Source organism: Streptomyces sp. KLMMK (assembly GCF_036961605.1).
Taxonomy (GTDB): Bacteria; Actinomycetota; Actinomycetes; order Streptomycetales; family Streptomycetaceae; genus Streptomyces; species Streptomyces telluris.
Map to the genome: position 1 here is coordinate 1 of NZ_JBAMDC010000017.1, position 24,477 is coordinate 24,477.

24 protein-coding genes and 1 pseudogene are annotated in these 24,477 nt (G+C 70.8%); 12 read left to right on the forward strand and 13 right to left on the reverse strand.

From position 1 onward, the window contains the following. Window positions 1-567 (forward strand): P1 family peptidase (locus tag V7793_RS05405; protein WP_335581748.1); only part of this gene is annotated, 567 nt, incomplete at its 5' end. A 487-nt stretch (window positions 568-1,054) separates the two neighbouring features. Here V7793_RS05405 and V7793_RS05410 read toward each other — a convergent pair. From V7793_RS05410 to V7793_RS05435, 6 genes are all read right to left on the reverse strand, one after another. Then, on the reverse strand, window positions 1,055-1,798 hold the full coding sequence (locus V7793_RS05410; RefSeq protein ID WP_443057844.1) for a VIT1/CCC1 transporter family protein: 744 nt from the start codon (window positions 1,796-1,798) through the stop codon (window positions 1,055-1,057). Window positions 1,799-1,825: 27 nt separating this feature from the next. Then, window positions 1,826-2,611 (reverse strand): class I SAM-dependent DNA methyltransferase, encoded by a 786-nt coding sequence (locus tag V7793_RS05415; protein ID WP_335581749.1) that lies wholly within the window; start codon window positions 2,609-2,611, stop codon window positions 1,826-1,828. Window positions 2,612-2,695: 84 nt separating this feature from the next. Continuing rightward, complete coding sequence (locus tag V7793_RS05420; RefSeq protein ID WP_335581750.1) at window positions 2,696-3,676, reverse strand: transporter; 981 nt, start codon at window positions 3,674-3,676, stop codon at window positions 2,696-2,698. Then, window positions 3,673-4,581, reverse strand: a complete 909-nt coding sequence (locus tag V7793_RS05425) for an ABC transporter ATP-binding protein (protein WP_335581751.1) — start codon at window positions 4,579-4,581, stop codon at window positions 3,673-3,675. The genes V7793_RS05420 and V7793_RS05425 overlap by 4 nt, the downstream gene beginning before the upstream one ends. A gap of 66 nt (window positions 4,582-4,647) precedes the next feature. Next, complete coding sequence (locus tag V7793_RS05430; protein WP_335581752.1) at window positions 4,648-5,079, reverse strand: GntR family transcriptional regulator; 432 nt, start codon at window positions 5,077-5,079, stop codon at window positions 4,648-4,650. A 109-nt stretch (window positions 5,080-5,188) separates the two neighbouring features. Then, window positions 5,189-6,142, reverse strand: coding sequence for a hypothetical protein (locus V7793_RS05435; RefSeq protein ID WP_335581753.1), 954 nt, complete (start codon window positions 6,140-6,142; stop codon window positions 5,189-5,191). Window positions 6,143-6,477: 335 nt separating this feature from the next. Here V7793_RS05435 and V7793_RS05440 point away from each other — a divergent pair, with 335 nt between their 5' ends. From V7793_RS05440 to V7793_RS05455, 4 genes are all read left to right on the forward strand, one after another. Beyond that, window positions 6,478-6,687 (forward strand): hypothetical protein, encoded by a 210-nt coding sequence (locus tag V7793_RS05440; RefSeq protein ID WP_335581754.1) that lies wholly within the window; start codon window positions 6,478-6,480, stop codon window positions 6,685-6,687. A gap of 5 nt (window positions 6,688-6,692) precedes the next feature. Beyond that, window positions 6,693-7,226, forward strand: a complete 534-nt coding sequence (locus V7793_RS05445; protein WP_335581755.1) for a DUF6879 family protein — start codon at window positions 6,693-6,695, stop codon at window positions 7,224-7,226. Further along, window positions 7,223-8,065 (forward strand): helix-turn-helix domain-containing protein, encoded by an 843-nt coding sequence (locus tag V7793_RS05450; protein ID WP_335581756.1) that lies wholly within the window; start codon window positions 7,223-7,225, stop codon window positions 8,063-8,065. Before V7793_RS05445 ends, V7793_RS05450 begins: the two co-directional genes overlap by 4 nt. A gap of 401 nt (window positions 8,066-8,466) precedes the next feature. Beyond that, window positions 8,467-9,666 carry a methyltransferase domain-containing protein gene (locus V7793_RS05455; RefSeq protein ID WP_335581757.1) on the forward strand — a complete coding sequence of 400 codons (1,200 nt, stop codon included), beginning with the start codon at window positions 8,467-8,469 and terminating at the stop codon, window positions 9,664-9,666. Here V7793_RS05455 and V7793_RS05460 read toward each other — a convergent pair. Both V7793_RS05460 and V7793_RS05465 read right to left on the reverse strand, forming a co-directional pair. Further along, window positions 9,663-9,818, reverse strand: coding sequence for a hypothetical protein (locus V7793_RS05460; protein ID WP_335581758.1), 156 nt, complete (start codon window positions 9,816-9,818; stop codon window positions 9,663-9,665). The two genes, V7793_RS05455 and V7793_RS05460, sit on opposite strands and share 4 nt — an antisense overlap. A gap of 134 nt (window positions 9,819-9,952) precedes the next feature. After that, window positions 9,953-11,434, reverse strand: a complete 1,482-nt coding sequence (locus V7793_RS05465; protein WP_335581759.1) for an MFS transporter — start codon at window positions 11,432-11,434, stop codon at window positions 9,953-9,955. A 118-nt stretch (window positions 11,435-11,552) separates the two neighbouring features. On the opposite strand from V7793_RS05465, the gene V7793_RS05470 reads away from it, so the two are divergent. Next, the gene (locus V7793_RS05470) at window positions 11,553-12,515 is read left to right on the forward strand and encodes a helix-turn-helix transcriptional regulator (protein WP_335581760.1); all 963 of its coding nucleotides are present in this window, start codon (window positions 11,553-11,555) and stop codon (window positions 12,513-12,515) included. A 146-nt stretch (window positions 12,516-12,661) separates the two neighbouring features. On the opposite strand, the gene V7793_RS05475 is transcribed toward V7793_RS05470, so the two are convergent. Further along, window positions 12,662-13,663: a sigma-70 family RNA polymerase sigma factor gene (locus V7793_RS05475; RefSeq protein WP_335581761.1), complete on the reverse strand. Its 1,002-nt coding sequence runs from the start codon at window positions 13,661-13,663 to the stop codon at window positions 12,662-12,664. A 449-nt stretch (window positions 13,664-14,112) separates the two neighbouring features. Here V7793_RS05475 and V7793_RS05480 point away from each other — a divergent pair, with 449 nt between their 5' ends. Then, window positions 14,113-14,559 (forward strand): hypothetical protein, encoded by a 447-nt coding sequence (locus tag V7793_RS05480; protein ID WP_335581762.1) that lies wholly within the window; start codon window positions 14,113-14,115, stop codon window positions 14,557-14,559. A gap of 161 nt (window positions 14,560-14,720) precedes the next feature. Here V7793_RS05480 and V7793_RS05485 read toward each other — a convergent pair whose 3' ends face one another. Continuing rightward, window positions 14,721-15,515: a dioxygenase family protein gene (locus tag V7793_RS05485; RefSeq protein WP_335581763.1), complete on the reverse strand. Its 795-nt coding sequence runs from the start codon at window positions 15,513-15,515 to the stop codon at window positions 14,721-14,723. 156 nt (window positions 15,516-15,671) lie between these two features. On the opposite strand from V7793_RS05485, the gene V7793_RS05490 reads away from it, so the two are divergent. Beyond that, a complete protein-coding gene (locus V7793_RS05490) occupies window positions 15,672-16,211 on the forward strand; it encodes a MarR family winged helix-turn-helix transcriptional regulator (protein WP_335581764.1) in 540 nt (179 codons plus the stop codon). 80 nt (window positions 16,212-16,291) lie between these two features. Here the strand turns inward: V7793_RS05490 and V7793_RS05495 are convergent, their stop codons facing one another. Both V7793_RS05495 and V7793_RS05500 read right to left on the reverse strand, forming a co-directional pair. Continuing rightward, window positions 16,292-17,797 (reverse strand): MFS transporter, encoded by a 1,506-nt coding sequence (locus V7793_RS05495; protein WP_335581765.1) that lies wholly within the window; start codon window positions 17,795-17,797, stop codon window positions 16,292-16,294. Between the two features lie 295 nt (window positions 17,798-18,092). Further along, window positions 18,093-18,716 (reverse strand): annotated as a pseudogene (locus V7793_RS05500) (TetR/AcrR family transcriptional regulator); the annotation flags it as partial. Between the two features lie 372 nt (window positions 18,717-19,088). Here V7793_RS05500 and V7793_RS05505 point away from each other — a divergent pair. Next, window positions 19,089-20,384, forward strand: coding sequence for a M6 family metalloprotease domain-containing protein (locus V7793_RS05505; protein WP_335581766.1), 1,296 nt, complete (start codon window positions 19,089-19,091; stop codon window positions 20,382-20,384). Here V7793_RS05505 and V7793_RS05510 read toward each other — a convergent pair. After that, complete coding sequence (locus V7793_RS05510; protein WP_335581767.1) at window positions 20,350-20,982, reverse strand: TetR family transcriptional regulator; 633 nt, start codon at window positions 20,980-20,982, stop codon at window positions 20,350-20,352. The genes V7793_RS05505 and V7793_RS05510 overlap by 35 nt on opposite strands. 101 nt (window positions 20,983-21,083) lie before the next feature. Between V7793_RS05510 and V7793_RS05515 the strand changes: the two genes are divergently transcribed. The 3 genes from V7793_RS05515 to V7793_RS05525 all read left to right on the forward strand — a co-directional run bounded on the left by V7793_RS05515 (window position 21,084) and on the right by V7793_RS05525 (window position 24,428). Further along, on the forward strand, window positions 21,084-21,233 hold the full coding sequence (locus V7793_RS05515) for a hypothetical protein (RefSeq protein WP_335581768.1): 150 nt from the start codon (window positions 21,084-21,086) through the stop codon (window positions 21,231-21,233). A gap of 1 nt (window position 21,234) precedes the next feature. Continuing rightward, window positions 21,235-21,573 carry a hypothetical protein gene (locus V7793_RS05520; protein WP_335581769.1) on the forward strand — a complete coding sequence of 113 codons (339 nt, stop codon included), beginning with the start codon at window positions 21,235-21,237 and terminating at the stop codon, window positions 21,571-21,573. Between the two features lie 1,385 nt (window positions 21,574-22,958). Then, window positions 22,959-24,428, forward strand: a complete 1,470-nt coding sequence (locus tag V7793_RS05525) for an ATP-binding protein (protein WP_335581770.1) — start codon at window positions 22,959-22,961, stop codon at window positions 24,426-24,428. Window positions 24,429-24,477: the final 49 nt, after the last annotated feature.

Below are 24,477 nucleotides of genomic sequence, written 5' to 3' on the forward strand. Positions count from 1 at the left end.
ACGGCCAGCGCCGTGCTGCCCTCGGGAACGACGGTCGCGGCGCTGGCGGTCGTCAACGCCGCGGGCTCGGTGGCCGATCCGGCGACGGGCCTCCTGTACGGGCGGCTGTACGAGGGCGTCGTGGAGGTCCCGGAGAAGGCGCGGCACGCAGCCGCGCAGAAGCGGCTGGCCGAGGCCCGGGAGGAGTCCGCGAAGCGCTCGGCGGCATCCGTCCGGCCGCCGCTCAACACCACCCTCGTGGTCGTCGCCACCGACGCCGCGCTCACCCGCGCCCAGGCGCAGAAGCTCGCGGGCACGGCGCACGACGGCCTGGCACGCGCCATCCGCCCGGTGCACCTGCTCAACGACGGCGACACGGTGTTCGCCCTGGCCACGGGGGACCGCCCCCTGGTGGCCGAGGACGTCTTCGGGGACACGGCCGTCCTGCTGGCGGCCGGCGCGCTCAACGAGATCCTGGCGGCGGGCGCGGACGTCGTCACGCGCGCGGTGGCGAAGGGGGCGCTCGCGGCGGAGTCGGTGGACGGGCCGGGCGGGGTGTTTCCTTCGTACGGGGAGCTGTACGGGTAACCGGGCGGGGTCCGCAGTGGCAACGCGCCCCGATAGGGGGCGCGGGGAACTGCGCGACAAACCACGTACACCCCGCGGCCGAAGGACTGCACGGGCAACCGGGCGCGCCTCGCGCCCGACACGGGGTCCGCAGTGGCAACACACCCCGACAAGGGGCGCGGGGAACTGCGCGACAAGCCACGTACGCCCCGCGGCCGAAGGGCTGCACGGATAACCGGGCGGGCCTCGCGCTCGACACGGGGTCCGCAGTGGCAACGCGCCCCGATAAGGGGCGCGGGGAACTGCGCGACAAGCCACGTACGACCCGCGACCGAAGGGCTGCACGGATAACCGGGCGGGCCTCGCGCCCGACACGGGGTCCGCACTGGCAACGCACCCCGACAAGGGGCGCGGGGAACTGCGCGACAAGCCACGTACGACCCGCGGCCGAAGGACCACGGCACCCCGGCGGAGCCGCACCGCACCCCCGGCGGAGCCGCACCGCGGCTCACACCCCGGCGGCGCCGAGCAGCGAACCGGCCGCGTAGGTCACCGCCATGGCGAGCGCACCCCCGCCCGCATTGCGCAGCATGGCCCGCCCCGCCGGGGCGTCCCCCATCCGCGCACTCCCCCACCCGCACAGCACGAGCGCCGCGAGCACCGCCACGACCGTGACCGCCAACCGCAGGTGCGCCGGCGGCAGGACGATGGCGAGCAGCGGCAGCAGCGAACCGGCCGTGAAGGCCAGGAAGCTCGCCGCGGCGGCCTGCCAGGGGCTGGTGAGCTCGTCGGGGTCGATGCCGAGCTCGACCTCGGCGTGCGCGCGGAGCGCATCGTGCTCGGTGAGCTGCTCGGCGACCTCGCGGGCGAGTTCGCCGGTGAGGCCCTTGCCCTCCAGGAGCTCGGTGAGCTCGTCGAGTTCGGCCTGCGGGGCGGTGGCGAGCTCGCGGCGCTCCAGGGCGAGGGCGGCCTGTTCGGAGTCGCGCTGGGTGCTCACCGAGACGTATTCGCCGGCCGCCATGGACATGGAGCCGGCCAGCAGCCCGGCGAGCCCGGCGGTCAGCAGTGTGCCGCGCGCGTCGGTGGCGCCGGCGACGCCGACGACGAGGCCGGCCGTGGAGACCACGCCGTCGTTGGCGCCGAGGACGGCGGCCCGCAGCCGGTTGAGGCGGTTGCCGAGGGCGCCCTCGTGCGGCTCGTGGTGGTCGGCGGGGTCGGCCGGAGGGTCGGTGGGGGGCGGCTCATCGCTCACGAGCCGAGGTTCCCACCGACCCGGTGCTCACTCGGGCAGGCACACCCGGATCTTCGACTGTCCGTGCGGCCGCTTCTCCCAGTCGTCCATGAAACGCGCCCGCAGCCCGTGCTTCTCGGCGAGGGCGACGAGGGTGCCGGTGCGGTAGTAGAAGTCCTCGCGGAGCACCTGGTGTTCGGCGCCCTCCGTACGGTCGAACGTGAAGTCGAAGAAGCCGCCGGGGGCGAGGATCCGGCCGACGTGGGCCAGGCACTCCTCGATCACCTCGATGGGCGAGTGCGAGAACACGCTGTGGGCGTGGACGACGTCGAAGTGCGCGTCGGGGAGGAAGTCGAGGGTGAGGTTCTGGGTGATGGTGAGGTGCGGCAGCTTCTCCTGGAGCCCGTAGGTGGTCAGGGTCCGCTTGGCGGAGATGAGGATGTCGGGCGAGATGTCGATGCCGTAGTAGTGGCCGGCGTCGAGGTAGTCGATGAAGAGCCGGCCCGCCCGCAGGTTGCCGCAGCCGATGTCGAGCATGCGGTGGCGCGGGGCGAGGCCGTGCTCCTTGAGGTAGTCGAACTGCATCCTGCCGAGGGCGAGCCAGCGGTCGTGGCTCTTGCTGCCGACCGCCGCCTCGGGGCTGCGGGCGGTGTCGGAGGCCATCACGGCGCGGTAGTAGTCGACGTGGTCGGGGTGCTTGAGGCGGAGCCAGCCGTCGCGGGCGGTGCGCTTGAGGTAGGGCGCGATGCGGGCGGGGTGGGTCACCGCGTAACGGACCTTGTGGGAGAGGTTGCTGCGGTTCTTGAGCAGGGCGGCTGCTTTGCGCGAGGACACGGGCGGGACCTCCGTGGTCAGGAGAGGCGGCGGCGGGTTACGGGGAGCAGCGGGCGGAGTCACGGAAGGGACGGGGGTTACGGGTTACGGAAGGGGACGGCGCTTCAGCACGATGCAGACGGCGGCTATGAGGGCGGCGGCGAGGCCGAGGAAGATGCCGGTCTCGATCCACTGGAAGGACCAGAAGTCGCTGCTGGGGTAGACCGTGCGGTAGCGGCCGGTGAAGCCCTTCTGGGCCATGCACGTCTTGAGGTCGGGCAGCCCCTCGCCCCAGGGGCAGGCGTCCGCGATCGCGTGTTTGCGGCCCGCGGCGTCGACGAAGCCGAACTCGCCGGTCGACCAGCCGCTGCCGATCTCCCGGCGGGGCGCGTCGCCCTGGCTGAGCCACACCTGCGGCGAGAACCAGTCGGAGCGGAAGCTGTTGAGCGCGAACCGTACGGCCACGACGGCGCCGAGGACCGCGGCCATCGCGGGCAGCGTGCGCCGGATGAACAGGCCGGCGGCCGTGCCGGCGGCGAGGCCGAAGAAGGCGCAGGCCACGGCGGCGGGGCCGGTGGCGTTGAAGAGGTAGCCGTCGTGCCAGTAGAGGCCGTTGAGCATGTTGGAGACCGGCGACCACCACCAGGCGACGAGCGCGGCGAGGACGGCCGAGCCGATCACGGTGCAGAGGGTGGCGAGGGCGAAGCGGGTGGCGAACCAGCGGCCGGCGCCGACGCCCTGGGTGAGGGCGAGCTTCCACGTACCGCTCTCCAGCTCGCGGCCGAGGAGCGGGGCGCCCCAGAAGATGCCGATGAGGACGGGCACGGCGGTGCTGAGGGAGCCGAGGGCGCGGAGGGGGCCGGTGTTGTCGTCCAGCAGCTTGAGGGCTGCCTCGCCCGCGGCCCCGTCCTGGCAGTCGCCGTCCCAGCCCTTGCAGGCGGCGGGGTCGATGTGGTGGCTGCTGATGAAGTCCATCATGTCCATGCGCATGACGACGACCCAGGCCGTGACGGCGAGGAGGACGGCGGCGCCGGTCAGTATCAGGGTGCGCTGCTGGCGCCAGGCCAGCCAGAGGGTGCCTTTCATGCGGCGGCCTCGGCGGCGGGTGCGGGGGTGCCGTCGGAACGCAGGTAGGCGAGCAAGAGGTCTTCCAGAGAGGGGCTTTCGGCGATCCACCGGTCGCCGGGGATCGGTCCGGTGTGACGGAGAAGGGCGTGCACCTGCCGCCCGGTGACGGTCGCCTCGACGACGCCGGCGCGGTCGATCGCCGACGGCAGGCCGTCGTCCGTGGACGGGTCGGCGAGCCCGCTGATGCGGACGTGGGCGTCGCACAGCTGCTGGGCGTCGCCGTCCAGCCGCACGGCGCCGCGCTTGAGGAGCAGGACGTGGTCGCAGGCGTTCTCCAGCTCGGAGAGCACGTGGGAGGACATGACGACGGTGATGCCCCGGTCGGCGACCTCGGCCATGACCAGGCCCATGGCCTCGATGCGCACGAGCGGGTCGAGGTCGGCGAGCGGCTCGTCCAGGAGCAGCAGGTCGGGGCGCTTGCCGAAGGCGAGGGCGAGCGCGACGCGGGTGGCCTGGCCCTGGGAGAGGGCGCCGACGCGGGCGTCGAGAGGGATGTTCCCGGCGCGGACGATGCGCTCGGCGGCGGCCGCGTCCCAGTGGCGGTTGAGCTCGCGGCCGAAGCGCAGGGTTTCGTCGACGGTGAAGCGGGGGTAGAGCGGCTTGTCCTGGGCGAGGAACGCGATGCGGTCGCGGGCGTCCGGACCGGTCGGCTCGGCACCGAAGACGCGGAGCTCTCCGGCGGTGGGCCGGAGCAGGCCGGTGGCCAGGTGGAACAGGGTGCTCTTGCCCGCACCGTTGGGGCCGACGAGGGCGGTGATCCGCCCGGCGGGCAGGGCGAAGTCGCAGTCGCGGAGCGCCCAGCCACCGCGGAACCTCCGTCCCAGGCGCGTCGCCCGCAGGGCGGTGGTGGGGTCGTCGGTCACGTTGTCTTCCTCCAGCGTCTACGTCTTTGTCGGCGCGTCTGTCTGCGCGTCCGTCTGCGCGTCTGTCTAGTTCTGCGGCGGCCGGGGGGCCGGGATGAAGGGAGGTGGCAGCTCGGGGGGCGGAAAGGATTCGTCGAGGACGGAGGCGGCGAGCGCCGCGACGTCCTCCCGCTCCAGCCCGGCCGCGCGGGCCCGCGCCACCCAGGCGACGGCCTCGGCCCGCAGCGGCGAGTCACCGGCCGAGGCGGCCCGCGAGAGGGACCGCCGCACGAACGTGCCCCGGCCGGGCCGCGGCTCGACGAGCCCCTCGCGCTCCAGCTCCCGGTAGGCGCGGAGCACGGTGTTGGGGTTCACGGCGACGGCCTCGACCACTTCCCTGGCCGTCGGCAGCCGGTCCCCCGGCTCCAGTACACCCAGGCGGAGCGCCTGCCTGACCTGCTGAACGAGCTGCAGGTACGTGGCCATGCCGCTGCGCCGGTCGATCCGGAACGCGATCATTCGGCACCCTCGTTTCACTAACGTGTTAGTGGAATGATGCGGAGGTGATGTTGAAGTCGTCAAATCCGAACGGTGCGCGTCCGGGGGACGACGGAGGGTTACGCGAGGTCTACGAGGGAAGGGCTGTGGCCTGCACGACGGCCCGCAAGGCGCGCCGAATGCCGTCGGAGCGACGACGAATCTCGGCGGGATCGGGTCGGCAATCGGCGTACGGGGAGGGAAGCCCGCGACAGTCACGACAGAGCCCGCCGGGGAGGGCTTCGGGGCGGCCGGGGGTGCGGCAGGTAGTGCATTCGAGAATGCGGAGGGGGCGACGGGACGGCGACTCGGGCGCCGATCCCGACCCCGATCCCGACCCCGCTTCCGGCTCCGGTCCCGGCTCCGGCTGCCGCTCGGGTGGCATCTTGTCGGCAAGCCGCCGCCGGGCGAGGGCCCCGGCACTGTGCACTTCGGGCGGCAGCCCGGCGGTGAGGGCCCGTACGACCTCCTCTTCGCGGGCGCCGAGATCCAGCCATTGTGCGGCGAGCGCTTCGAGGGCCTGGCACTCGGCGGCGGAGAGGGCCATACGGGGGTCGACGCGACCGAGGGAGGCGAGGAGGAGGTAGGCACGGGAACGCTGGGAGCGGGCGGGCCGGGGCGCGGGCCGCTCGTCGAGGGCCTGAGGCGGCACACCGCCGGTAAGGAGCACTTCCCACCAGGCATCATCCCTGGCGGTACGAGAGAAATACGTCCGCGTGACCCAGTGCCAGCTGCCGCCGTCACCCTTGATCCGCTCGGTCACCCGCCGCAGATGCCCGGCTTCCGACAGCCGCCGCAGGGCCGTGCGGCAGGCGGCCTGCCCGTAGTCGGGGAGCCGGGCGGCCAGGGTCTTCGCATCCATGGCCGCCCCGTCGGGAAGCCGGTCGATGAAGGCCGCAATGGATGCCTCACGCGCCCGTAAGTGGGCGAAGTCGCCACGGCGGCGGGGGGCTTGATCGGGTGCGGTCCGCTTGCCGTAGCCGGGGGCGGCGGAGGGATGCGGGTGCGGGGAGCGCTGGGCAGCGCTAGAGTCGGCGTCAGCCATGGGATCGAGCCTCAACGATCTCGTTGGTCAAACCCCGGCAGGCGTTCCCGCGCCTGACCGGGGTTGTTTGTTGCTGCGAACGCTAGGGCGAGGCGACAGGATGTCGCAACCCGATCACGAAAAGTGAACACGCCGTGGTATAGGCGGCGTTGGGAGGGTGGGTGGGTTGAACCCACCACCCATTCCTCAGAAAAAGGGCTCGGATTCCGACCCCCGAAGCCCGGAGCTCAAGCCCGCCGGGATGCGCGATCCGGCGCCCTGGCGTGTTTCTCGGCCGACTCGCTACGGTCGCCCAAGATCCGGCCGCCGATGTCGGCAGACGAGAGGTGATTGCCATGGCTCTCAGGGTTCGACTGATCGGAACGACTTCGGAGGAGGGCAAGTGCCCCACTCTGTACGAGGACCTCGACACCGGAGAAATCATCGTCCAGGGCTACACCGTCACCGATGCCTGCGAGACGAAGCAGTTCGAGAACATCCTCGACGGCGAGTCCTTCGTTCGCGTTCCCCGCGAACTGCTCACCCGCTTCGCCCCCAAGGAGTAGCAAACGTGCCGAAGTACATCGACGACGCCACCTTCGGGGACTACTTCCGCGACTTCCAGTACACCGCCTGGCGGCTGGAAACGCGGCGTGGATACGCCTCCGACCTGGCAAGCGAGCGCTACGCACGGTTCCGGAACGGAGAGAGTCTCGGCATCGAGTCGTCCACCTGGACCGACAACATCCGAGCCCAAACGGGCCAGGGAAAGCGCATCGAACGCGTCCGCCTGGTCGACAGCCCGCCCACCCAAGGGCAGCGCTTCCTCCTCGCAAGCGCCGCCAACAACATCGCCGCAGGTGAAGACATCAGGAATCTGTGGCGGGCCGAGGCCGAGAAGGTGGGTCTGCCCGCCGAGGACTTCTGGTTGTTCGACTCCCGGCGGGCATTGCTGCTGCACTTCGACGAGGCCGATGAATACCTCGGTTCGGAGTTGATCGAGGATCCGGTGCGCATCGCCCGGTACTGCCGGGTCCGGGATGCGGCCTGGCACCATGCGATCAGGCGCGAGCAGTTCGTCGAACAGGTACGTTCCCATGCGTGAGCACTGACTTCCAGCACGCCCGTGTCGCCCTCGGTGCGCGGCTGCGCGAGTTGCGCACCGAGGCCCGGCTCACCGTCCGGCAGTTGGCGGTCAGATGCGACTGGCCCCACTCGAAGGTCTCGAAACTGGAGAACGGCCGCCAGACGCTGACTTCGGACGACCTGGAAGCCTGGACCCGGGAGACCGGACGGCCCGAAGCCGCCGATGAGCTCAAGGCCCGGCTACGCGGCCTGGAATCCGGCCAGAGAAGCTGGCGCCGACAGCTGGCCGCCGGGCACCGGGCCGTTCAGGAACTCAATGCCGCACAGGAGAAGCAGGCACGGAACGTCCGTCTGTTCGAACCCGCGATCGTTCCGGGTGTCTTCCAAACCCCGGAGTACGCCCGGTGCGTACTTACGGACGTGTCCGAGCGGCACGGCACGCCCAAGGACATTGAGGCCGGCGTCCGCGCCCGCATGAAGCGCCAGGAAGCCCTGTACCAGCCTGGCCACCTCTTCCAAGCCGTCCTGTGGGAGGCCGCGCTCCACACGTTGAGGTGCTCGCCATCCGCCATGGTCGCCCAGCTGGACCGACTGGTCAGCCTGATCGGCATGGAGTCCGTATCGCTCGGCATCCTCCCCTTCGGGGTGCGTACCAAATTCTCCCCGAAGCACGGCTTCTGGATCATGGACGGCAAGCTCGTGGTGGCCGACACCTGGAACGCCGAGATGTGGATCGACTCCCCCGAGGACGTGTCTCTCTACATGCGCACGTGGTCTCTACTTGAGGAGTCTGCCGTCTACGGGCCCGCTGCACACCGGCTCATCGCCCGGGCCAAAGCCAATCTCGACCTGCGTTGAGCAACCTCGGGAAACGGGCCTGTAGTTGCGAGAACCAACGCGAAACATCGCCGCACCCGAGAAACACGCACTCGTACGGTCCTGCACATGACCGCGTGCAGGCAGTGCCTCAGGCTCGCCCTCTCCCGTGCAACCGCCATCCGGGAAGGGCGTTGGAGGGACGTCGCTGCGCTCGTGCAAGCGACGGCACAGCACCAGCAAGTCCACACCGACCACCCGGAGGAAGGCGCCATGAGCCGACGGACGAGCACCGTCCCATCCGTGCAGGACAGCGGAGGCCACGGGAAACCCCAAGAAGAGGGCGACGGACACCCCGGGCAGCCGTGGACGCCGGCCGACGAGCCGACCCCGGACGGGTCGGTCCCTCCCGGCGGCGGGACGCACGGAAAGTGACCCGGCCCATGGACGGACAGACCGTGGACGTCGGCCGGGACGCCGACGCCGACCGGGACGCACTCCGCCGGGCACTCACCGCCTCCGGCGCCCTGCGCCCCGCGTGGCTCCCCGCCTTCGACGCCGTGCGCCGCGACGCCTTCCTGCCGGACGTCATGTGGCCGCACGACATGGACACGGGCAGGAGCCGCACCGTGGACAGGAAACGTGATCCGCACACCTGGCAGAAGTACGCCGACTCCGACTGCCCCATCGTCACGCAGTGGGACGACGGGGCGCACCGCGGGCCCGAGCCCGGGCGGTCGTTCAGTTCGTCGTCGTCCATGCCGAGCCTGGTCTTCTCGATGCTCGCGGACCTGGACGTCGGGGAAGGACACCGGGTGCTGGAGATCGGCACGGGCACGGGGTGGAACGCGGGGCTGCTCGCCCACCGGGTGGGACCGGACGGGAGCGTCGTCACCGTGGACGTGGACGGCGCCGTGGCCTCGGCGGGCCGGGAGGCGCTGCGGCGCGCGGGGCTGGGGCCGGCCGTCCGCGTCCTGCATCGCGACGGATTCCTCGGCTTCCCCGAGCGCGCCCCGTACGACCGGGTCATCGCCACGTGCGGCTTGCGGGCCCTGCCGTTCGCGTGGGTCGGGCAGACCGTTCCGGGCGGGGTGATCCTCGTGCCCTGGGGCACGTACTACGGGCCGGAGGAGGCCACGGCGCGGCTGGTCGTCGCCGGGGACGGCCGGAGCGCGTCCGGGCCCTTCACCCAGGCCGTGGGTTTCATGCGGATGCGTTCGCAGAGGCTGGTGCGGCGGCAGCACGCGGCGTACGTGCCGTCGGGCGCCATGGACCGGGCCGACACCTCGGTCACCACTCTGCAGGCCGGGGACGCGGCCGGGTTCGTGATGGGCCTGCTCGTACGCGATGTCACGCACGTCGCCGACCGCGAACGGGAGGGCCGCCGTGCCGTCTGGCTCTACGGGCTCTCGGACACGTCGTGGGCGGTGGCCGACTTCCGGAAGGGCCGCCGGGAGACCGAGGTCCGCCAGTCCGGGCCCCGCCGCCTCTGGGACGAAGTGGAGGCCGCGCACGAGTGGTGGGAGTCCGAAGGCCGCCCGGGGTTCGGGCGCTTCGGCCTGACCGTCATGGAGGGAGGACGTACCGCCGTCTGGCTGGACGAGCCGGCTCGCGTCCTCCGACGGCCTGGTCCGTCCGCCTAGGCGAAGGCGAAAGCCAGGATGAGCAGCACCGCGAGGACGGCGAACGTCTCCCACCGGGTCGCGCGCCTGAGTGTCAGCAGCGATGCGGGTTTTCCGGACCGCGAGGCCGGTGAGGAGCCGAGGGTGGTGTCGTCGGAGGTGTCGTCGCTCATGCCGCCATGCTAGCCACGCCGCATCCGGCGCTCCCTGAGCAACCTCCGAGGCGCCCGCCCACTGGTCACCGCATGCAGCGACCCCGGGCGGCTGGAGTCCTCCAGCCGCCCGGGGTCGCACCGGAGGGCACCGGTCAGGCCAGCGCCGGCTCCGCCTCGTCCGCCGTCACCGACGGCGCCTCCGCGGCCTTGTGCTTCGGGAGCAGGAACATCAGCCCCGACACCACCACCAGGCCGCCCACGACCCACCACATCGCGTGCGTGAACGCACCGCTGAAGATGTCGGCCACCGCCTCGTGCCGCGGATCCGCCTTGTCCACGACGGAGAAGAACGCGACCGAGACCAGGCCGAGCCCGATCGCCTGGCCCAGCTGCATCGTGGTGTTGATCAGGCCGGACGCGGAGCCCGCGTGCTCGCGCGGCACCTCGGAGAGGATCGCGTCCGTGATCGGGGAGACGATCAGGCCCATGCCCGCGCCCATCACGATCAGCGGCAGCGCCATCTGCCAGGGGGTGATGTCCGCGCCGTAGCGGTCGGCCTCCCAGATGTAGGTCAGCACGCCGGCGGCCATCACGACGGCGCCCGCCGAGAGGACGTTGCGCCCGAAGCGGGGCACCAGCTTCTGCACGGACATGCCGGCGGCCACCGAGACGGCGATCGAGAACGGGATGCCGGTCAGGCCCGCCCGCAGCGGGGACCAGCCGAGGCCCATCTGCATGTACATCGTCCAGACCATGAAGAAGATGCCGGTGGTCATGCCGAAGAACAGCTGGACGCCGACGCCGCCCGCGAAGCTGCGGACCTTGAACAGCGACAGCTCGACCAGCGGCGATCCGTCCTTGCGCGTCTTGTGGCGCTCGTACGCGATGAAGCCGGCGAAGACGGGCACGGACGCGGCCATGGATATGAAGCCCCACAGCGGCCAGTCGTGCTCGCGGCCCTGGGTGAGCGGGAAGAGCAGCATCAGCAGGCCGGCACTGGCCAGGGCCACGCCCACGAGGTCGAGCTTGAGCGCCTGCGGGGCCTTGGACTCGGTGATGAAGCGGCGGCCGAGGAGCAGACCGGCGATGCCGACCGGCAGGTTGATCAGGAAGATCGGGCGCCATTCGAGGCCGAAGAGGTTCCACTGGGTGAGCAGGGCGCCCAGCAGCGGGCCGGAGACGGCGCCGAGGCCGACGACCGCGCCGAACATGCCGAAGACCTTGCCGCGTTCGTGCGCGGGGAAGGTGACGTGGATGATCGACAGCACCTGCGGGACCATCAGGGCGCCCATGAGGCCCTGCAGGACGCGCGCCGCGACGAGCAGCTGCGGGTCGCTGACAACGCCGCAGAGCATCGAGGCGAGCGTGAAGCCGCCCATGCCCAGCAGGAAGACCTTCTTGCGGCCGTAGATGTCGCCCAGCCGGCCGCCGGTGATCAGGCCGATGGCGAAGGCCAGCGCGTAGCCCTCGCTGAGCCACTGCAGAACGCTGAACGAGGCGTCGATGTCGCGCCTGATGCTGGGCATCGCGATGTTGACGATCGTCACGTCGACCAGATCCATGAAGGAAGCGGTCATCACTACCGCGAGCGCCAGCCAGCGGCGGCGGTCGGTGGGCGGTGAATCGGTGGTCATGGAATGGACCTGGCCTTTCGGTGGTGTGGGTGGGGTGTGGGATGCGTTTTTGCGTATGACCCGACCGTAGACCCCATATAGGACAGCTTGTGTCCCACTTCGCTGCCACCCTGGTGTTATGACCGACACTCCGGCACGGCTCCTGAACCTGCTCTCCCTGCTCCAGACGCCGCGTGAGTGGCCCGGCAGCGAACTCGCCGAGCGGCTCGGGGTGACCACGCGCACCATCCGGCGCGACATCGAGCGGCTGCGGGACCTCGGCTATCCCGTGCAGGCGACCATGGGCGCCGTCGGCGGCTACCGGCTCGCGGCCGGCGCCGCCCTGCCGCCGCTCGTCCTGGACGACGAGGAGGCGGTCGCGATCGCCGTCGGGCTGCGGGCCGGGGCCGGGCACGCCGTCGACGGCATCGAGGAGGCGTCCGTACGGGCCCTGGCCAAGCTGGAACAGGTGCTGCCGTCCCGGCTGCGGCACCGCGTCTCGGCCCTGCAGGCGGCCACGGTGCCGATCACCTCGGGCGACGGCGCGACGGTCGACCCGCGGACGCTGACGATCATGGCCTCGGCGGCCACCGGCCACGAGCGGCTGCGCTTCGCCTACCGCAAGGGGGACGGCACCGAGATGCAGCGGCTCGTCGAGCCGCACCGGCTGGTCAGCACCGGGCGCCGCTGGTACCTCGTCGCCTACGACATCGACCGCGAGGACTGGCGGACCTTCCGCGTGGACCGGGTCAGCGAGCCGTTCGCCACGGGCGCGCGCTTCACCCCGCGCGAGCTGCCGGCGGCGGACGCGGCCGAGTTCATGAACCGTTCGCTGGGCCGGATGCAGCCGTCGGTGCGCGTCGTCGCGACGCTGCACGCCCCGGCGGAGTTCGTCGCGGCGCGGCTCCCCCAGCACGTCGGCGCGCCGCAGCCGGTGGACGACCGCACGTGCCGCCTGGATCTGGAGCTCACCGACTCGGTGGAGTGGATCGCCTTCCGGCTGGCGCTGCTGGACTGCGACTTCACCGTCCACGAGCCGCAGGGCCTGGTGGACCACCTGCGCGAGCTGGGGGCGAGGATCACCCGGGCCGCGGCGGGGTGAGAGGCGCGCGGCCTGCCGCAGCAGCGACGCGAGACGACGCAGGAGGCGACGCAGGAGGCAAAGGAGGGCCCCGACGCAGGGGGGGTGGCGCCGGGGCCCGGTCTATGAGGTTATGCCCTATTAAGCCGCTACGTCACTACGGCGCACTACGCCGCCGCGTCGAAGCCCGTGTCATGGGCCATCTTCTTGAGCTCCAGCAGGGCGTGCTTCTCGATCTGCCGGATCCGCTCACGGGTGAGGCCGTGCTGCTTGCCGACCTCGGTGAGGGTGCGCTCGCGGCCGTCCTCGATGCCGTAGCGCGCCTTGATGATCGAGGCGGTCCGCTGGTCGAGGCGGCCGATCAGGTCCTCCAGCTCCTCGCTGCGCAACAGGGCGATCACCGACTGCTCGGGCGACACCGCGGAGGTGTCCTCCAGCAGATCGCCGAACTGGGTCTCGCCCTCGTCGTCGACGGACATGTTCAGGCTGACCGGGTCACGGGCCCAGTCCAGGACGTCGCCGACGCGCTCGGGGGTGGTGCCCAGCTCCTCGGCGATCTCGGAGTGCTCGGGGTCGCGCCCGTTCTCGCGGTTGAACTCGCGCTGGACGCGCCGGATCCGGCCGAGCTCCTCCACGAGGTGGACGGGCAGCCGGATCGTGCGGGACTGGTCGGCAATGGAACGGGTGATCGCCTGACGGATCCACCACGTCGCATACGTGGAGAACTTGAAGCCCTTGGTGTAGTCGAACTTCTCCACCGCGCGCACCAGGCCCGCATTGCCCTCCTGGATCAGGTCGAGGAGGGGGAGGCCGCTGCGGGGATAGCGCCGGGCGACGGCGACGACGAGGCGCAGGTTGGACTTGATGAAAACGTCCTTGGCCCGCGCGCCCTCGGCCGCGATGACCTCGAGCTCCTCGCGCGATGCGGCCTTGGCACCCTTCCCCGGCTCCTCATGGCCGTCGAGCAGCTGCTGGGCGTAGACGCCCGCCTCGATGGTCTGGGAGAGCTCGACCTCCTTGGCGGCGTCGAGCAGGGGTGTACGTGCGATCTCGTCGAGGTACATCCCCACCAGGTCGCGGTCGGCGATCTCGCCGGAGGCGCGCGCGCTGCTCGCCCCCTCAGCGCCCTTGTCGGCAGTCTGACGACGGGCGACGGCACGGGTTGCCATGCGTACTCCCTTGCGATGAGTCGGTCGCGGGACGGACGGGCTCGATAGGGCTTCCCTGTAAGGGCGGACCCTGTCACGGTTGCCCCGTCCGATGGAAAGAACGACTGGAATCCGGACAGAATTCCCACGGAACGTCTTATTTTTGGTGATCATGCAGTACCCTGTGCGGCCGCAGACCGGAATGCATGCCGAGGAGACCTACGGAAGCGCAGGTCAGACCGCACGGAAAGGCGTCCCGGGGACCTCACGGGCCCCTGCCGCCGCGGCCGGGTGAGACGGCCGTCACGGGGGCGCGACAGCCGGCGCCCCGGCCGGGAGCCGTCGCCCTTGACCGCGCTCCCACCCTCAAGGACGACGCGGACGGCCCCGTGGTTGCCACGCTCCGTTTGATCGAGTTGCCCGTACCCCCGCACGGGTGTGCGCTGGTGGGACGAGAGAGGAGCCCCGCGATGACGCACTCGATCATGCCCGGGCGCCACCACCACGCCCACGAGGGCCCCGGCCCGGTGGCGCGCGGCACCCACCTCCCCGCCGGGCACGCGCCCCGGTCCACCTGGGCCGTACCCGTCGTCGGCGGGGTCGTGCTCGGTCTGTTCGCCATCTTCCTGGCGAGCAACAACGGCTACTCGGTGGCCGCCGCCGTCCTCATCGGCGTGGTCGCCGGCCTGATCGCCATGGCGGCGGGCTACGCCCTGCTCCACGAGCGCAACACGATGATCACCGAGGTCCGCGCGGCGGCCTTCGGGGCCCTCTTCGGCGGCAGCATGGGATTCCTGCACAGCCTCAGCGGCGGCACGGTGCTGCGCTCCACGGGCATCGGACTGCTGACGGGGATCGGCATGGGCCTCGCCTCGTACTACGTCTTCTACTGGCACGAGCACCGGGCGGACATGTGACGGGACCCAGCGACGTAGGACTTCAGACGGTTCCGTGTATCTGACAACCGGCCCTAGCGTGAGGGCCGATGCCACTGCCGATGCCGCTCTCCGAACTGCGCCTATCCGAACTGCGCCTACCTGAACTGCGCCTATCCGAACTGCACCTATCCGAACTGCACCTATCCGAACTGCACCGAGCGCTTCGCCAGCCCCATCCAGAACCCGTCGATGACGCTGCGCTGACCGTCCAGGTCGTCCTCGGCGGCGCCGAGGGTGACGAAGAGGGGTGCGAAGTGCTCGGTCCGCGGGTGGGCGAGGCGTCCCGCGGGGGCCTTGCGCTCGAAGTCCAGGAGCGCGTCGACGTCCCGGGCGTCCAGCGCCTCGCGGCCCCACGCGTCGAACTCCGCCGACCAGGCGGGCGGCCCGGATCCCGCGTGCCGCAGCGCGGCCAGGTTGTGGGTGAAGAAGCCGCTGCCGACGATCAGCACGCCCTCGTCGCGCAGGGGCGCGAGCTTGCGCCCGATCTCCATCAGCCGGCGCGGTTCGAGGGTGGGCAGGGATATCTGCAGGACAGGCACGTCGGCCTCGGGGTACATCTCGACCAGCGGCACGTAGGCGCCGTGGTCCAGGCCCCGGTCCGGGACGTCCTGGACGGGCGTGCCCGCGCCGCGCAGCGCCTTGCGGACGCGCTCGGCCAGCCCGGGGGCGCCCGGGGCGGCGTAGCGGACCCGGTAGTAGCGCTCGGGAAAGCCCCAGAAGTCGTGGACGAGCGGCACCGTCCCGGTGGCGCCGAGGGCGAGCGGCGCCTCCTCCCAGTGCGCGGAGACCACGAGGATCGCGGTGGGCCGGGGCAGCTCCGCGCCCCAGGCGGCGAGCTGGGCGGTCCACAGCTCGTCGTCGGCGAGGGGCGGGGCGCCGTGGGAGAGGTAGAGCGCGGGCATGCGCGCGCCGGTACGGGTGTCGGTGGCCGGCATGGACCCTCCTGGTCGGGGCAGTACTCCAAGGAGTACTTGAACTCTCAAGCTCTGGGTTTGAGCTTAACTCGACCTTATTTAAACTTCAAGGATCCAGAGCGCGACCGAGAGCGCGACAGCAGCGACAGGAAGCCGGTGGGTGAAACAGTGGATGTCATGACCGAACGACCCGAAGAGGACACCGCTCGTACGGAGCGGAGGGCCTCCGCCGCCGCGGCGGAGCCGCGCTGGCTCACCGACGCCGAACAGGACGTCTGGCGGGCGTTCCTGCACGCCACCACCCTGCTGGAGGACCACCTCGACCGGCAGCTCCAGCGCGACGCGGGCATGCCGCACGTCTACTACGGGCTGCTCGTCTCGCTCTCCGAGGCGCCCCGCCGCCGGATGCGGATGACCGAACTGGCCCAGCACGCCAAGATCACCCGGTCGCGGCTCTCGCACGCCGTCGCACGGCTGGAGAAGAACGGCTGGGTGCGCCGCGAGGACTGCCCCTCCGACAAGCGCGGCCAGCTGGCCGTCCTCACGGACGAGGGCTTCGCGATGCTGCAGAGGTCCGCCCCGGGCCACGTCGCCGCCGTCCGGGCCGCGCTCTTCGACCGGCTCTCCCCCGAACAGGTCGTCCAGCTGGGCGACATGTGCCGGACGATCGCGGAGGGGCTGCAACCGGCGGGCGCGGACCTGCCCTGGCTGCGCTGAGCGGCACCGCGTACGTGTGAAGGCCCCCGCCCGGACGGGCGGGGGCCTTCACACGTGCAGCGGTGGGGCGGCGTACGGCGCTAGTGCGCCATGACCGGGACGGAGTTCTCCGCGCCCTCGCCGTCGCCCGAACCGGCGACCGCGCCGCCCTGGTGACCGGCGTTGACGAAGGTGACCGCGACCAGCGCGGCCAGCGCCAGGATGCCGACGGCCCACCACACGGCGGTGGAGTAGCCGTGCACCATCGACTGGAAGGTGAGCAGCTTCGGGTCGGACCCGGCGCCCGCGTGCGACTTGAAGTAGTCGGTGGTGGCGCTGGCGGCGATGGTGTTCAGCAGAGCGGTGCCGATGGCGCCGCCGACCTGCTGCGAGGTGTTGACCATCGCCGAGGCGACACCGGCGTCACGGGCCTGCACGCCGTACGTGGACAGGCTCATGGCCGGCATGAAGGCCGTGCCCATGCCGAGGCCCATCAGCATCAGACCGGGCAGGACCACCGCCGCGTAGGAGGTGTCCAGGTCGATCCGGGTGAGCAGGACCATGCCGACGGCCGCGAGCAGGAAGCCCGGGCCCATCAGCCAGCGTGCCGGGACGCGGGTCATCAGGCGGGCGCCGATCTGCGTGGAGCCGGCGATCATCGTGGCGATCATCGGCAGGAACGCGAGACCGGTCTTGACCGGCGAGTAGCCCCGGACGATCTGCAGGTAGTAGGTCAGGAAGAGGAACAGGCCGAACATCGCGATGGCGGCGAGCCCCAGCGAGATGTAGACACCGGCGCGGTTGCGGTCGGTGAGCACGCGCAGCGGCAGCAGCGGGGCCTTGACCTTCTTCTCGACGAGCACGAAGGCGAACAGCAGGACCGCGGCGGCGGCGAAGAAGCCGAGGGTGCTGCCGGCCGTCCAGCCCTCGGACTCGGCGCGGGTGAAGCCGTAGACCAGCGAGACCAGGCCGAGGGTGGCCAGGATGACGCCGGGGACGTCCAGCTTCGAGGGGTTGCGGCCCTCGGCCGGCTCACGGATGACGGCGATCGCACCGGCCGCGGCGACGACGGCGAAGGGGATGTTCACGAAGAACGTCCAGCGCCAGTTGAGGTACTCGGTGAACAGGCCGCCGAGGATCAGGCCGACGCCACCGCCGGCACCGGCGATGGCACCGAAGATGCCGAACGCCTTGGCGCGCTCCTTCGCCTCGGTGAAGAGGACGGCGAGCAGCGACAGGGCGGCCGGGGCGAGCAGCGCGCCGAAGACACCCTGCAGGGCGCGGGCGCCCAGCAGCATCCCCGTGTTGACCGCGGCGCCGCCGAGCGCCGAGGCGGCGGCGAAGCCGATCAGGCCGATGACGAAGGCCCGCTTGCGGCCCCACAGGTCGGAGACGCGGCCGCCGAAGAGCAGCAGACCGCCGAAGGCCAGGGCGTAAGCCGTGATGACCCACTGCCGGTTGCCGTCCGAGATGCCGAGGTCGGCCTGGGCGGAGGGCAGGGCGATGTTCACGATGGTCGCGTCGAGGACGACCATGAGCTGGGCCAGGGCGATGAATATGAGCGCTTTCCAGCGCTTCGGGTCGGGGGCGGTACTGATGTCTGGCATGAGTGTGTCTACCTCGGCGCGCAGTGGAGCGGGACGGTGGGGTCGTGGTGGTGGTGCAGGCCCGGCGGGGCCTGCGAAGTCTGGGGGGTCACCGGGGGGTGGAGCCGGGGCCGGAGCCGGAACCCGGTCCGGTGCCGGAACCCGGTCCGGTGCCGGAACCCGGTCCGGTGCCGGAACCCGGTCCGGTGCCGGAGCCCGGGCCGGTGCCGGAGCCCGGGCCGGTGCCGGAGCCCGGGCCGGAGCCCGGGTCTGATGCCTCGCCGGCAGCGGCGCCGGCCGCGGAACAGTGCTTGTGGCGGCGCAGGTCCTCCAGCGTGGCGGCGGATCCGGGGAGTTCGGACCGGGCCGGGGCCATCAGGCCGTCGAGGAACAGCTGCAGGTGCCGGTGGACGAACTGGTCGAAGGCCGCGCAGCCCTTGCCCGGCAGCGGCCGGGTCAACTGCGTGATGGCGACGATGAGATCACCGAGTCCGATGTCACCGCGCAGCTGGCCGGACGCGCGGGCGTCGGCCATGATGCGCTCGACCTGCCCGTCGAGACGGTCGCGCGCCGCCACCAGCTCGGGGTGGTTGGGATCGACGCCCTCGTCGAGCAACGTGCAGAGCGCGCCCACCCGTTCGTCCGCGGCGGCGTGGACGAACCGCCTCAGCGATCGGAAAGCATCGGGCTCCTCAGCTCGTGCCGCCTCGGCCCGGTCCGCTAGACGGGCCATGACGGAGAGGGTGACATGGTGGATCAGCTCGCGGCGGTCCGCGAAGTGCCGGTACAGCGTGGCATTTCCGACCCCGGCGCGTCGAGCGATTTCATCGAGGGAGCCCTCCGCCCCGTACTCGACCAGCGCCTCCCGTGCGGCGGCGATGATCCGCTCGCGGTTGCGCAGGGCGTCGGCACGGAGGCGTGGCGGTTGAGCGGTGACCACGGCCTTGCTCCTTCGGGACGGGGGCGGACGGGCGGGACGGAATCCGGGACAGGGCCCGGGACGCGGCCCGCGGCGTAACCGGGGAGAGTTTCCCCGTTTTCCTCGGACGAGGGGTAAACGGGGAGAAGGTCCCCGGATATTTCGCGAGCCGAGGGTGACGTGCGTCACTCTCCGTCGTCGGCGCGCGTGCGGTCGACAGGCATGCCCCATCTGCCGCAGTCCGGGGAGCGCGCGGGGCCGTGGCGGCAGAAGGTGATCACAGAGAACGGCGGCGCCGCGCCCCCGGAGGCGTCAGAGGGGCCAGTCCCGGTCGCGCCCCGGAGATGCCAGTCCTGGAGGTGCCCGCATGAGCCCCGGCCCGGAGACTCCGGCATGAAGGCCCTGGCCGTCGTGGTCATGGCGGCCACCGCCCTCGCGATGACCTCGCCGGTGCCCGCCGGGCACTTCGGGCCCGGCTCCGAGACCGGGGCGGGCGGGCCGCCCGCCGCCGGGGACACCGGGGGACGGCCGCCCTCCGGCCCGTGCGCCCTGCCCGGCGCCACCGACAACGTCTCCGAGACCGCGCGGACGCCGCCCGGCTACGCCCGCTCCAGCGGCACCGTCCGCGCCGTCACCTTCCTGATCGACTTCCCGGACTCCCCCGCCACGACCACCCCGCAGGCGCGCTACGCCGAGTTCTTCCCGGCCGTCGCGGACTACTACCGGTCGAGCTCCTACGGGCGGCTCGACTACCGCTCCACGCCGGTGCTGCGCTGGATCCGGATGTCCCGCCCGTACGCCGCCTACGGGATCGAGCGCGGCACGCCCTTCGACGCGGAGAGCGACGACGGCTACCACGCGATCGCGGCGGAGATCCTCGACGCGGTGGACGACACCGTCGACTTCCGTCGCTACGACCTGATCAACGTACTGGTGACGCCGGGCGCGGGGCCGCCGGCCACCGAGGACGTGCGGTCGGTGACGTTCGCCGGCTCGCCCACCGGCCTGACCACGGCCGACGGCGCCCCCTTCAAGAACGTCTCGTTCATCTGGAGCCGCCAGACGGGCGACAGCCCCTTCCGCGTCCTCAACCACGAGAACGCCCACAGCTTCGGCCTGCCCGACCTCTACTACACGGGCCGCGGCGCCGCGCTGCTGAAGACGCCCGTGGGCCACTGGGACCCGATGGACGAGGACTGGGGCCCGTCCAACGACTTCCTCGCCTGGCACAAGTGGAAGCTGGGCTGGCTCGCGCCCGCTCAGGTGCGCTGCCTCGACGGGCCGGGCGTCCGCTCCTTCGCCCTGACCCCCACGTCGGTCCCGGGCGGCCTCAAGCTCGCGGTCGTCCCCGTCTCCCGGCACACCGTGATCACTCTCGAGGCGCGGACGCCCGGGCCGCTGGACCACGCGGTGTGCCGCTCCGGCGTCCTGGTCACCGCGATCACCACCACCATGTCCACGGGTTCCGGCCCCGTGCGCACCGCGGACGCCACCCCCGGCAGCAAGGGCTGCTACACCGCCGACCTGAACGTGAACGCGGCGCTGAGCGACGCCCCGTACACCGCCGGGCAGCGGTACACCGGGCCGCCCGGCATGTCCGTCGACGTGCTCGGCGAGAACGACGAGGGCGACTGGCAGGTGCGGGTGCGGACGGTCAGGCCGCGCGCCAGTGACGGCGGCCGAGACTGATCAGCCGCAGCTGCCGCCCGGCCGTGTCGGCGATGGCGCGCTCCTCCTCCGGGGACGCCTCCAGGAACGCGGACGCGGTCATCACAAGGTGGTCGACGTAGAGCCCGGCGAGCATGCGCACGTCCTCGTCACTCCACCCCTGCGAGACCTCCTGCGCGGCGAGGGCGGCGGCGACCTCGTCCCCGAACCGCTCCAGCTCCGCCGCGATGGCCTCCCGCACCGCCCGCACCCCACCGTGCCGTTCGCGGGCGATGAAGCGCACGTGCGCCGGGTGCCGCCGCACATGCCCGGCGACGGCCTCGACGCTGCGGTCGATGACCTCCTCGGCCTCCTGCTGCTCCGCCAGCACGGCCCGGATCATCACGTGCAGACTGCCGAGCGACTCCTCCACGAGCGCGACGCCGAGCTCGGCCATGTCCCGGAAGTGCCGGTAGAACGCGGCGGGCGCGACCCCCACGACCCGCGTGACCTCCCGCAGCCCGAGGCTGCTCAGACTCTGCTCCTCCAGCAGCCGCAGCGCGGCGTCGAGCAGGGCCTGACGGGTCTTCAGCTTCTGGGCCTGGCGGACCCCGAGGGTGGCGTGGGTGCTGCTGCTCATGGATTCAGTAAACAACTGTTTGCCACGGGACGCCAGGAGCGCTACGCTGAATTTCAGTGAACAACTGTCATTCCAACTGTTCACCCAAGAAGGGGAAGGACATGATCTTCCTAGTGGCGGCCGTGCTCCTCCTGGGAGTCCTCGTGGGCGCCGCCGCCCATCTCGCACTCCCCGTGATCATCCCGGCGGCGACGGCGATCGCCCTGTGGCTGCTGGTCTTCGCGATCCGCGAGCGCAGGAGGGAGCACTGACATGCCGACGACTCCGACGACGACCCTGACGAAGCACCCGGAGCCCCGACGGCAACTGCAGCTGCAACCGCAATCGCAGCCGCAGCCGGAGAAGCCGCCCGCCCGCCGGGAGGCCGACGGCATGGCGGTCGCCTCCTTCGTCCTCGGCCTGGTGGGCCTCCTGATCTTCAACATCGTCCTGGGCCCCCTGGCCCTCGCCCTGGCCGGCCTCGCCCTCCTCCGCGGCACGAACCGCCGCGGCCGCGCCGCCCTGGGCCTGACCCTGGGCGCGGCCGACCTGATCGTCCTGGCCGCCCTGGCCACCACGGACCACACCCTCTCCTGGAGCTTCGGCCCCTGACCCCCGCCCGCCGCCACCCGCTACACTGGCGGCTACCTTGCCTCCGTGGGGCTTGTTCGAAAGCCCTCCGCCGCAGATCAGAGCAGGGGACGTACGCCACGGCCAAAACGCGCCGAGGGTGATCTGGGAACGCCGAGCGCATCCGCGCAAGCCAGGGCCTGTTCCCTCATCAGCAGCTCAGGTACGGAGATGAAGGCCCCACCTTCTCCTGAAGGCGCAGCTCCTCCCTCACGACCCACAGGCTGCTCACCCGAGCCACCAAGCGTGATGCGCCGCCAAGAGCAATACATCGCAGGCCTCCCCCTTCACCTCACTTCAGTGAATCACCTTCTGGCGCCCGATCAAGCAAGAGTGATTCCTGGCCGGCCCGTCCAGGTTCTCTGTCATTCACGTTCTGAACCCGCTCTTCTCCCACCGGTTCCTTGCCGCCACTCCGATGGTTGGCAGGTTTGCTCCCCTGCCGGAGAGGGGCGGCTAGTCCAGCTTGAAGCGTATCTTCGTCGTCCGTGACGACAGATTGAGGCCCGTCAGCCTTCGCGCTCGCGCCGCCCACCCCTTTCCAGATGCCGATCATGTCTGGCATTTGCTGATCGATACCGAAGGCGAGGATTTGACACATATCCACGCGAGCTCGGCCCGTTTCTGCGCGGATACCTGGAGGGCCGGATTCCCCAATGGCGTCATCACTCTCGTCAAGTGACCACATATCCCACAGGTGGATTCCGGCCTCCCCCACGACAGGCTCTCAGCACGGCACCGATCTCCAGCTCGCGGCCCGCCAAAAGGTCGATGCGGCGGACACGTCCGACCCAACCGCGCCTCGAAGCCTCTCTCCACACCAGCGACCCCGCTCCCGGAACAGACACGACGCGCCCAAGAGTCGACAACGCAACACAGGCAGGCTTCGATTGAGAGCACTCGGGGACAAGGCCGGGGCCTCGCACGCAACCATCAGCAGACTGCTGCGCGGGATGGTTCTGCCCGACATGAGAACCCTTGCTCGCCTCGAAACGGCGCTGAGTGCCGATCTGTGGCCCGGCTTGACCGCCTGGACCGAGCGCGACAGCGACTGAGGCCTCGAGATACGTCTGCAGGTCATACCGCTTGTTGAACACACCTGCCGGACCGCGGCACCGCCCAGGACGCACCGATCACCATCGCGAGCGCCCACCGCCGCCATAAGGGACCAGAGCCTGAGAGAAGCATAGATCTTCACCCCCTGCTCCAGTAGCATCACCGTCGGGCGGGGGCTGCACTATCGATCTACTGGACCAGCAGGCGAGTACTCCCGAACCCAGGGTGTACGCCTGCTCGGTGCCTCTGGCTCCGGGACAGCCGCGCGCATCTGACGCGTCCGGAACGGGGAGGCAGGGCTGATACCAGACATGACCTACGACATCGCGCCGCCTGCTCCGGTCGGGATGGTGGCTTCCCTCAGCGCACTGGGATACTCGCTCCCGGACGCCTTGGCAGACTTGGTCGACAACAGCGTGTCGGCCAAGGCTAGGAATATCGATATCGAGTTCTCGTGGGTCGGCCCGGAGTCCTGGATAGCGGTCGTGGACGACGGATGCGGCATGGCCGAGACGTCCCTCGTCACCGCGATGACAGTCGCAGCGCGTGGTCCTGCGACCGACAGATCCTCCACAGACCTCGGACGTTATGGAGTCGGACTCAAGTCCGCCTCCTTCTCCCAGTGCCGTCTAGTCACGGTGTGCACGGCCACTGACGGTGTCTGGCTCACTCGAACCTGGGACCTCGACGTCGTCGAGAGGACCAGCGAATGGCGACTGCTGCACACGCCGGCTCCTGAGACATCGGAGATCCTTGACCGGATCACCAAGGGCCGGAGTCGCGGCACCGTGGTCCTGTGGCAGAGACTCTCCGGATATCAGGACGCGGCTGCGGGCGACAAGCGGATGCAACAGCAGTTCTACGACGAGACCGAGAAGGTGAAGACCCACCTCGGTCTCGTCTTCGCCCGCTTCCTTACCGGCGTATCCGCCCTCACGCTTCGGGTGTCCGGCTGCCATGTCACTCCCTGGGACCCGTTCCTCACGTCGCACCCGTCAGTACGGCGCCTGCCGCCCGAGCCGCTCCCGCTGGAAGGCCGAACAGTCCTGGTGGAGCCGTTCGTGCTGCCAGACCCTCAACGCCTGACGGATTCCGCGTACGCGACTGCGGGCGGCCCTCAGGGCTGGCTGAGACACCAGGGCTTCTATGTCTACCGGCGAAACCGCCTCATCCTCGCTGGGAGTTGGCTCGGACTTCGCGGACTTCGCCGTGAAGAGCGCTATAACCTCGCCCGCGTCGCCATCGACATCCCGGCCGAGATGGACGCTGAGTGGCGAGTCGACGTGCGGAAAGCCACCGTCGTCGCCCCGGTGGCTCTACGTCGGCACCTCACCCGGGTCGCTCAGATGGTCCGAAGAGAGGCCGCCGAGACGGTACGGCATCGCGGACGGATCGCGGCACGCCAGCACAGCGGACCGCTGTCGTTCCCCTGGAGCGTGCGCAGGGACAGCGGAAAGGTCAGCTGCAAGATCAACCGACGGCACCCACTCGTGCAGGCGGTCCTCCAAGACGGCGAATCGGACCCGGCTCGAGTCCGGGCGCTGCTTCGCCTTCTGGAGGAGACGGTGCCCGTTCCTGCGCTGCGTGTCCTGCATGAAGTGGACACGGCAGACGATCCCGAGCCCTTTGGTGGCCCAGGTCCCGCCGACCAGCATGCGATCGAAGTGGCACAGCAGATGTTCAAGGTCTTCCTGTCCCAGGGAAAGCCCGCCGAGGAGGCGAGGTCCCTGATCAGAACGACCCAGCCGTTCGACCAGCTGGACGGGTTCTGGAACAGCTGACCCCTGGCCGCGCCCCCACTCTTCATCCTCGCCCCACTGACAGACCAGA

Excerpts from the sequence above, each read along its gene's own strand:
- V7793_RS05525 (WP_335581770.1), top strand. The coding sequence starts at position 22,959 with ATGACCTACGACATCGCGCCGCCTGCTCCGGTCGGGATGGTGGCTTCC.
- V7793_RS05495 (WP_335581765.1), bottom strand. The coding sequence starts at position 17,797 with ATGCCAGACATCAGTACCGCCCCCGACCCGAAGCGCTGGAAAGCGCTC.
- V7793_RS05480 (WP_335581762.1), top strand. The coding sequence starts at position 14,113 with ATGACGCACTCGATCATGCCCGGGCGCCACCACCACGCCCACGAGGGC.
- V7793_RS05465 (WP_335581759.1), bottom strand. The coding sequence starts at position 11,434 with ATGACCACCGATTCACCGCCCACCGACCGCCGCCGCTGGCTGGCGCTC.
- V7793_RS05485 (WP_335581763.1), bottom strand. The coding sequence starts at position 15,515 with ATGCCGGCCACCGACACCCGTACCGGCGCGCGCATGCCCGCGCTCTAC.
- V7793_RS05510 (WP_335581767.1), bottom strand. The coding sequence starts at position 20,982 with ATGAGCAGCAGCACCCACGCCACCCTCGGGGTCCGCCAGGCCCAGAAG.
- V7793_RS05505 (WP_335581766.1), top strand. The coding sequence starts at position 19,089 with ATGAAGGCCCTGGCCGTCGTGGTCATGGCGGCCACCGCCCTCGCGATG.
- V7793_RS05470 (WP_335581760.1), top strand. The coding sequence starts at position 11,553 with ATGACCGACACTCCGGCACGGCTCCTGAACCTGCTCTCCCTGCTCCAG.
- V7793_RS05520 (WP_335581769.1), top strand. The coding sequence starts at position 21,235 with ATGCCGACGACTCCGACGACGACCCTGACGAAGCACCCGGAGCCCCGA.
- V7793_RS05515 (WP_335581768.1), top strand. The coding sequence starts at position 21,084 with ATGATCTTCCTAGTGGCGGCCGTGCTCCTCCTGGGAGTCCTCGTGGGC.
- V7793_RS05490 (WP_335581764.1), top strand. The coding sequence starts at position 15,672 with ATGACCGAACGACCCGAAGAGGACACCGCTCGTACGGAGCGGAGGGCC.
- V7793_RS05475 (WP_335581761.1), bottom strand. The coding sequence starts at position 13,663 with ATGGCAACCCGTGCCGTCGCCCGTCGTCAGACTGCCGACAAGGGCGCT.
- V7793_RS05430 (WP_335581752.1), bottom strand. The coding sequence starts at position 5,079 with ATGATCGCGTTCCGGATCGACCGGCGCAGCGGCATGGCCACGTACCTG.
- V7793_RS05455 (WP_335581757.1), top strand. The coding sequence starts at position 8,467 with ATGGACGGACAGACCGTGGACGTCGGCCGGGACGCCGACGCCGACCGG.
- V7793_RS05460 (WP_335581758.1), bottom strand. The coding sequence starts at position 9,818 with ATGAGCGACGACACCTCCGACGACACCACCCTCGGCTCCTCACCGGCC.
- V7793_RS05435 (WP_335581753.1), bottom strand. The coding sequence starts at position 6,142 with ATGGCTGACGCCGACTCTAGCGCTGCCCAGCGCTCCCCGCACCCGCAT.
- V7793_RS05440 (WP_335581754.1), top strand. The coding sequence starts at position 6,478 with ATGGCTCTCAGGGTTCGACTGATCGGAACGACTTCGGAGGAGGGCAAG.
- V7793_RS05420 (WP_335581750.1), bottom strand. The coding sequence starts at position 3,676 with ATGAAAGGCACCCTCTGGCTGGCCTGGCGCCAGCAGCGCACCCTGATA.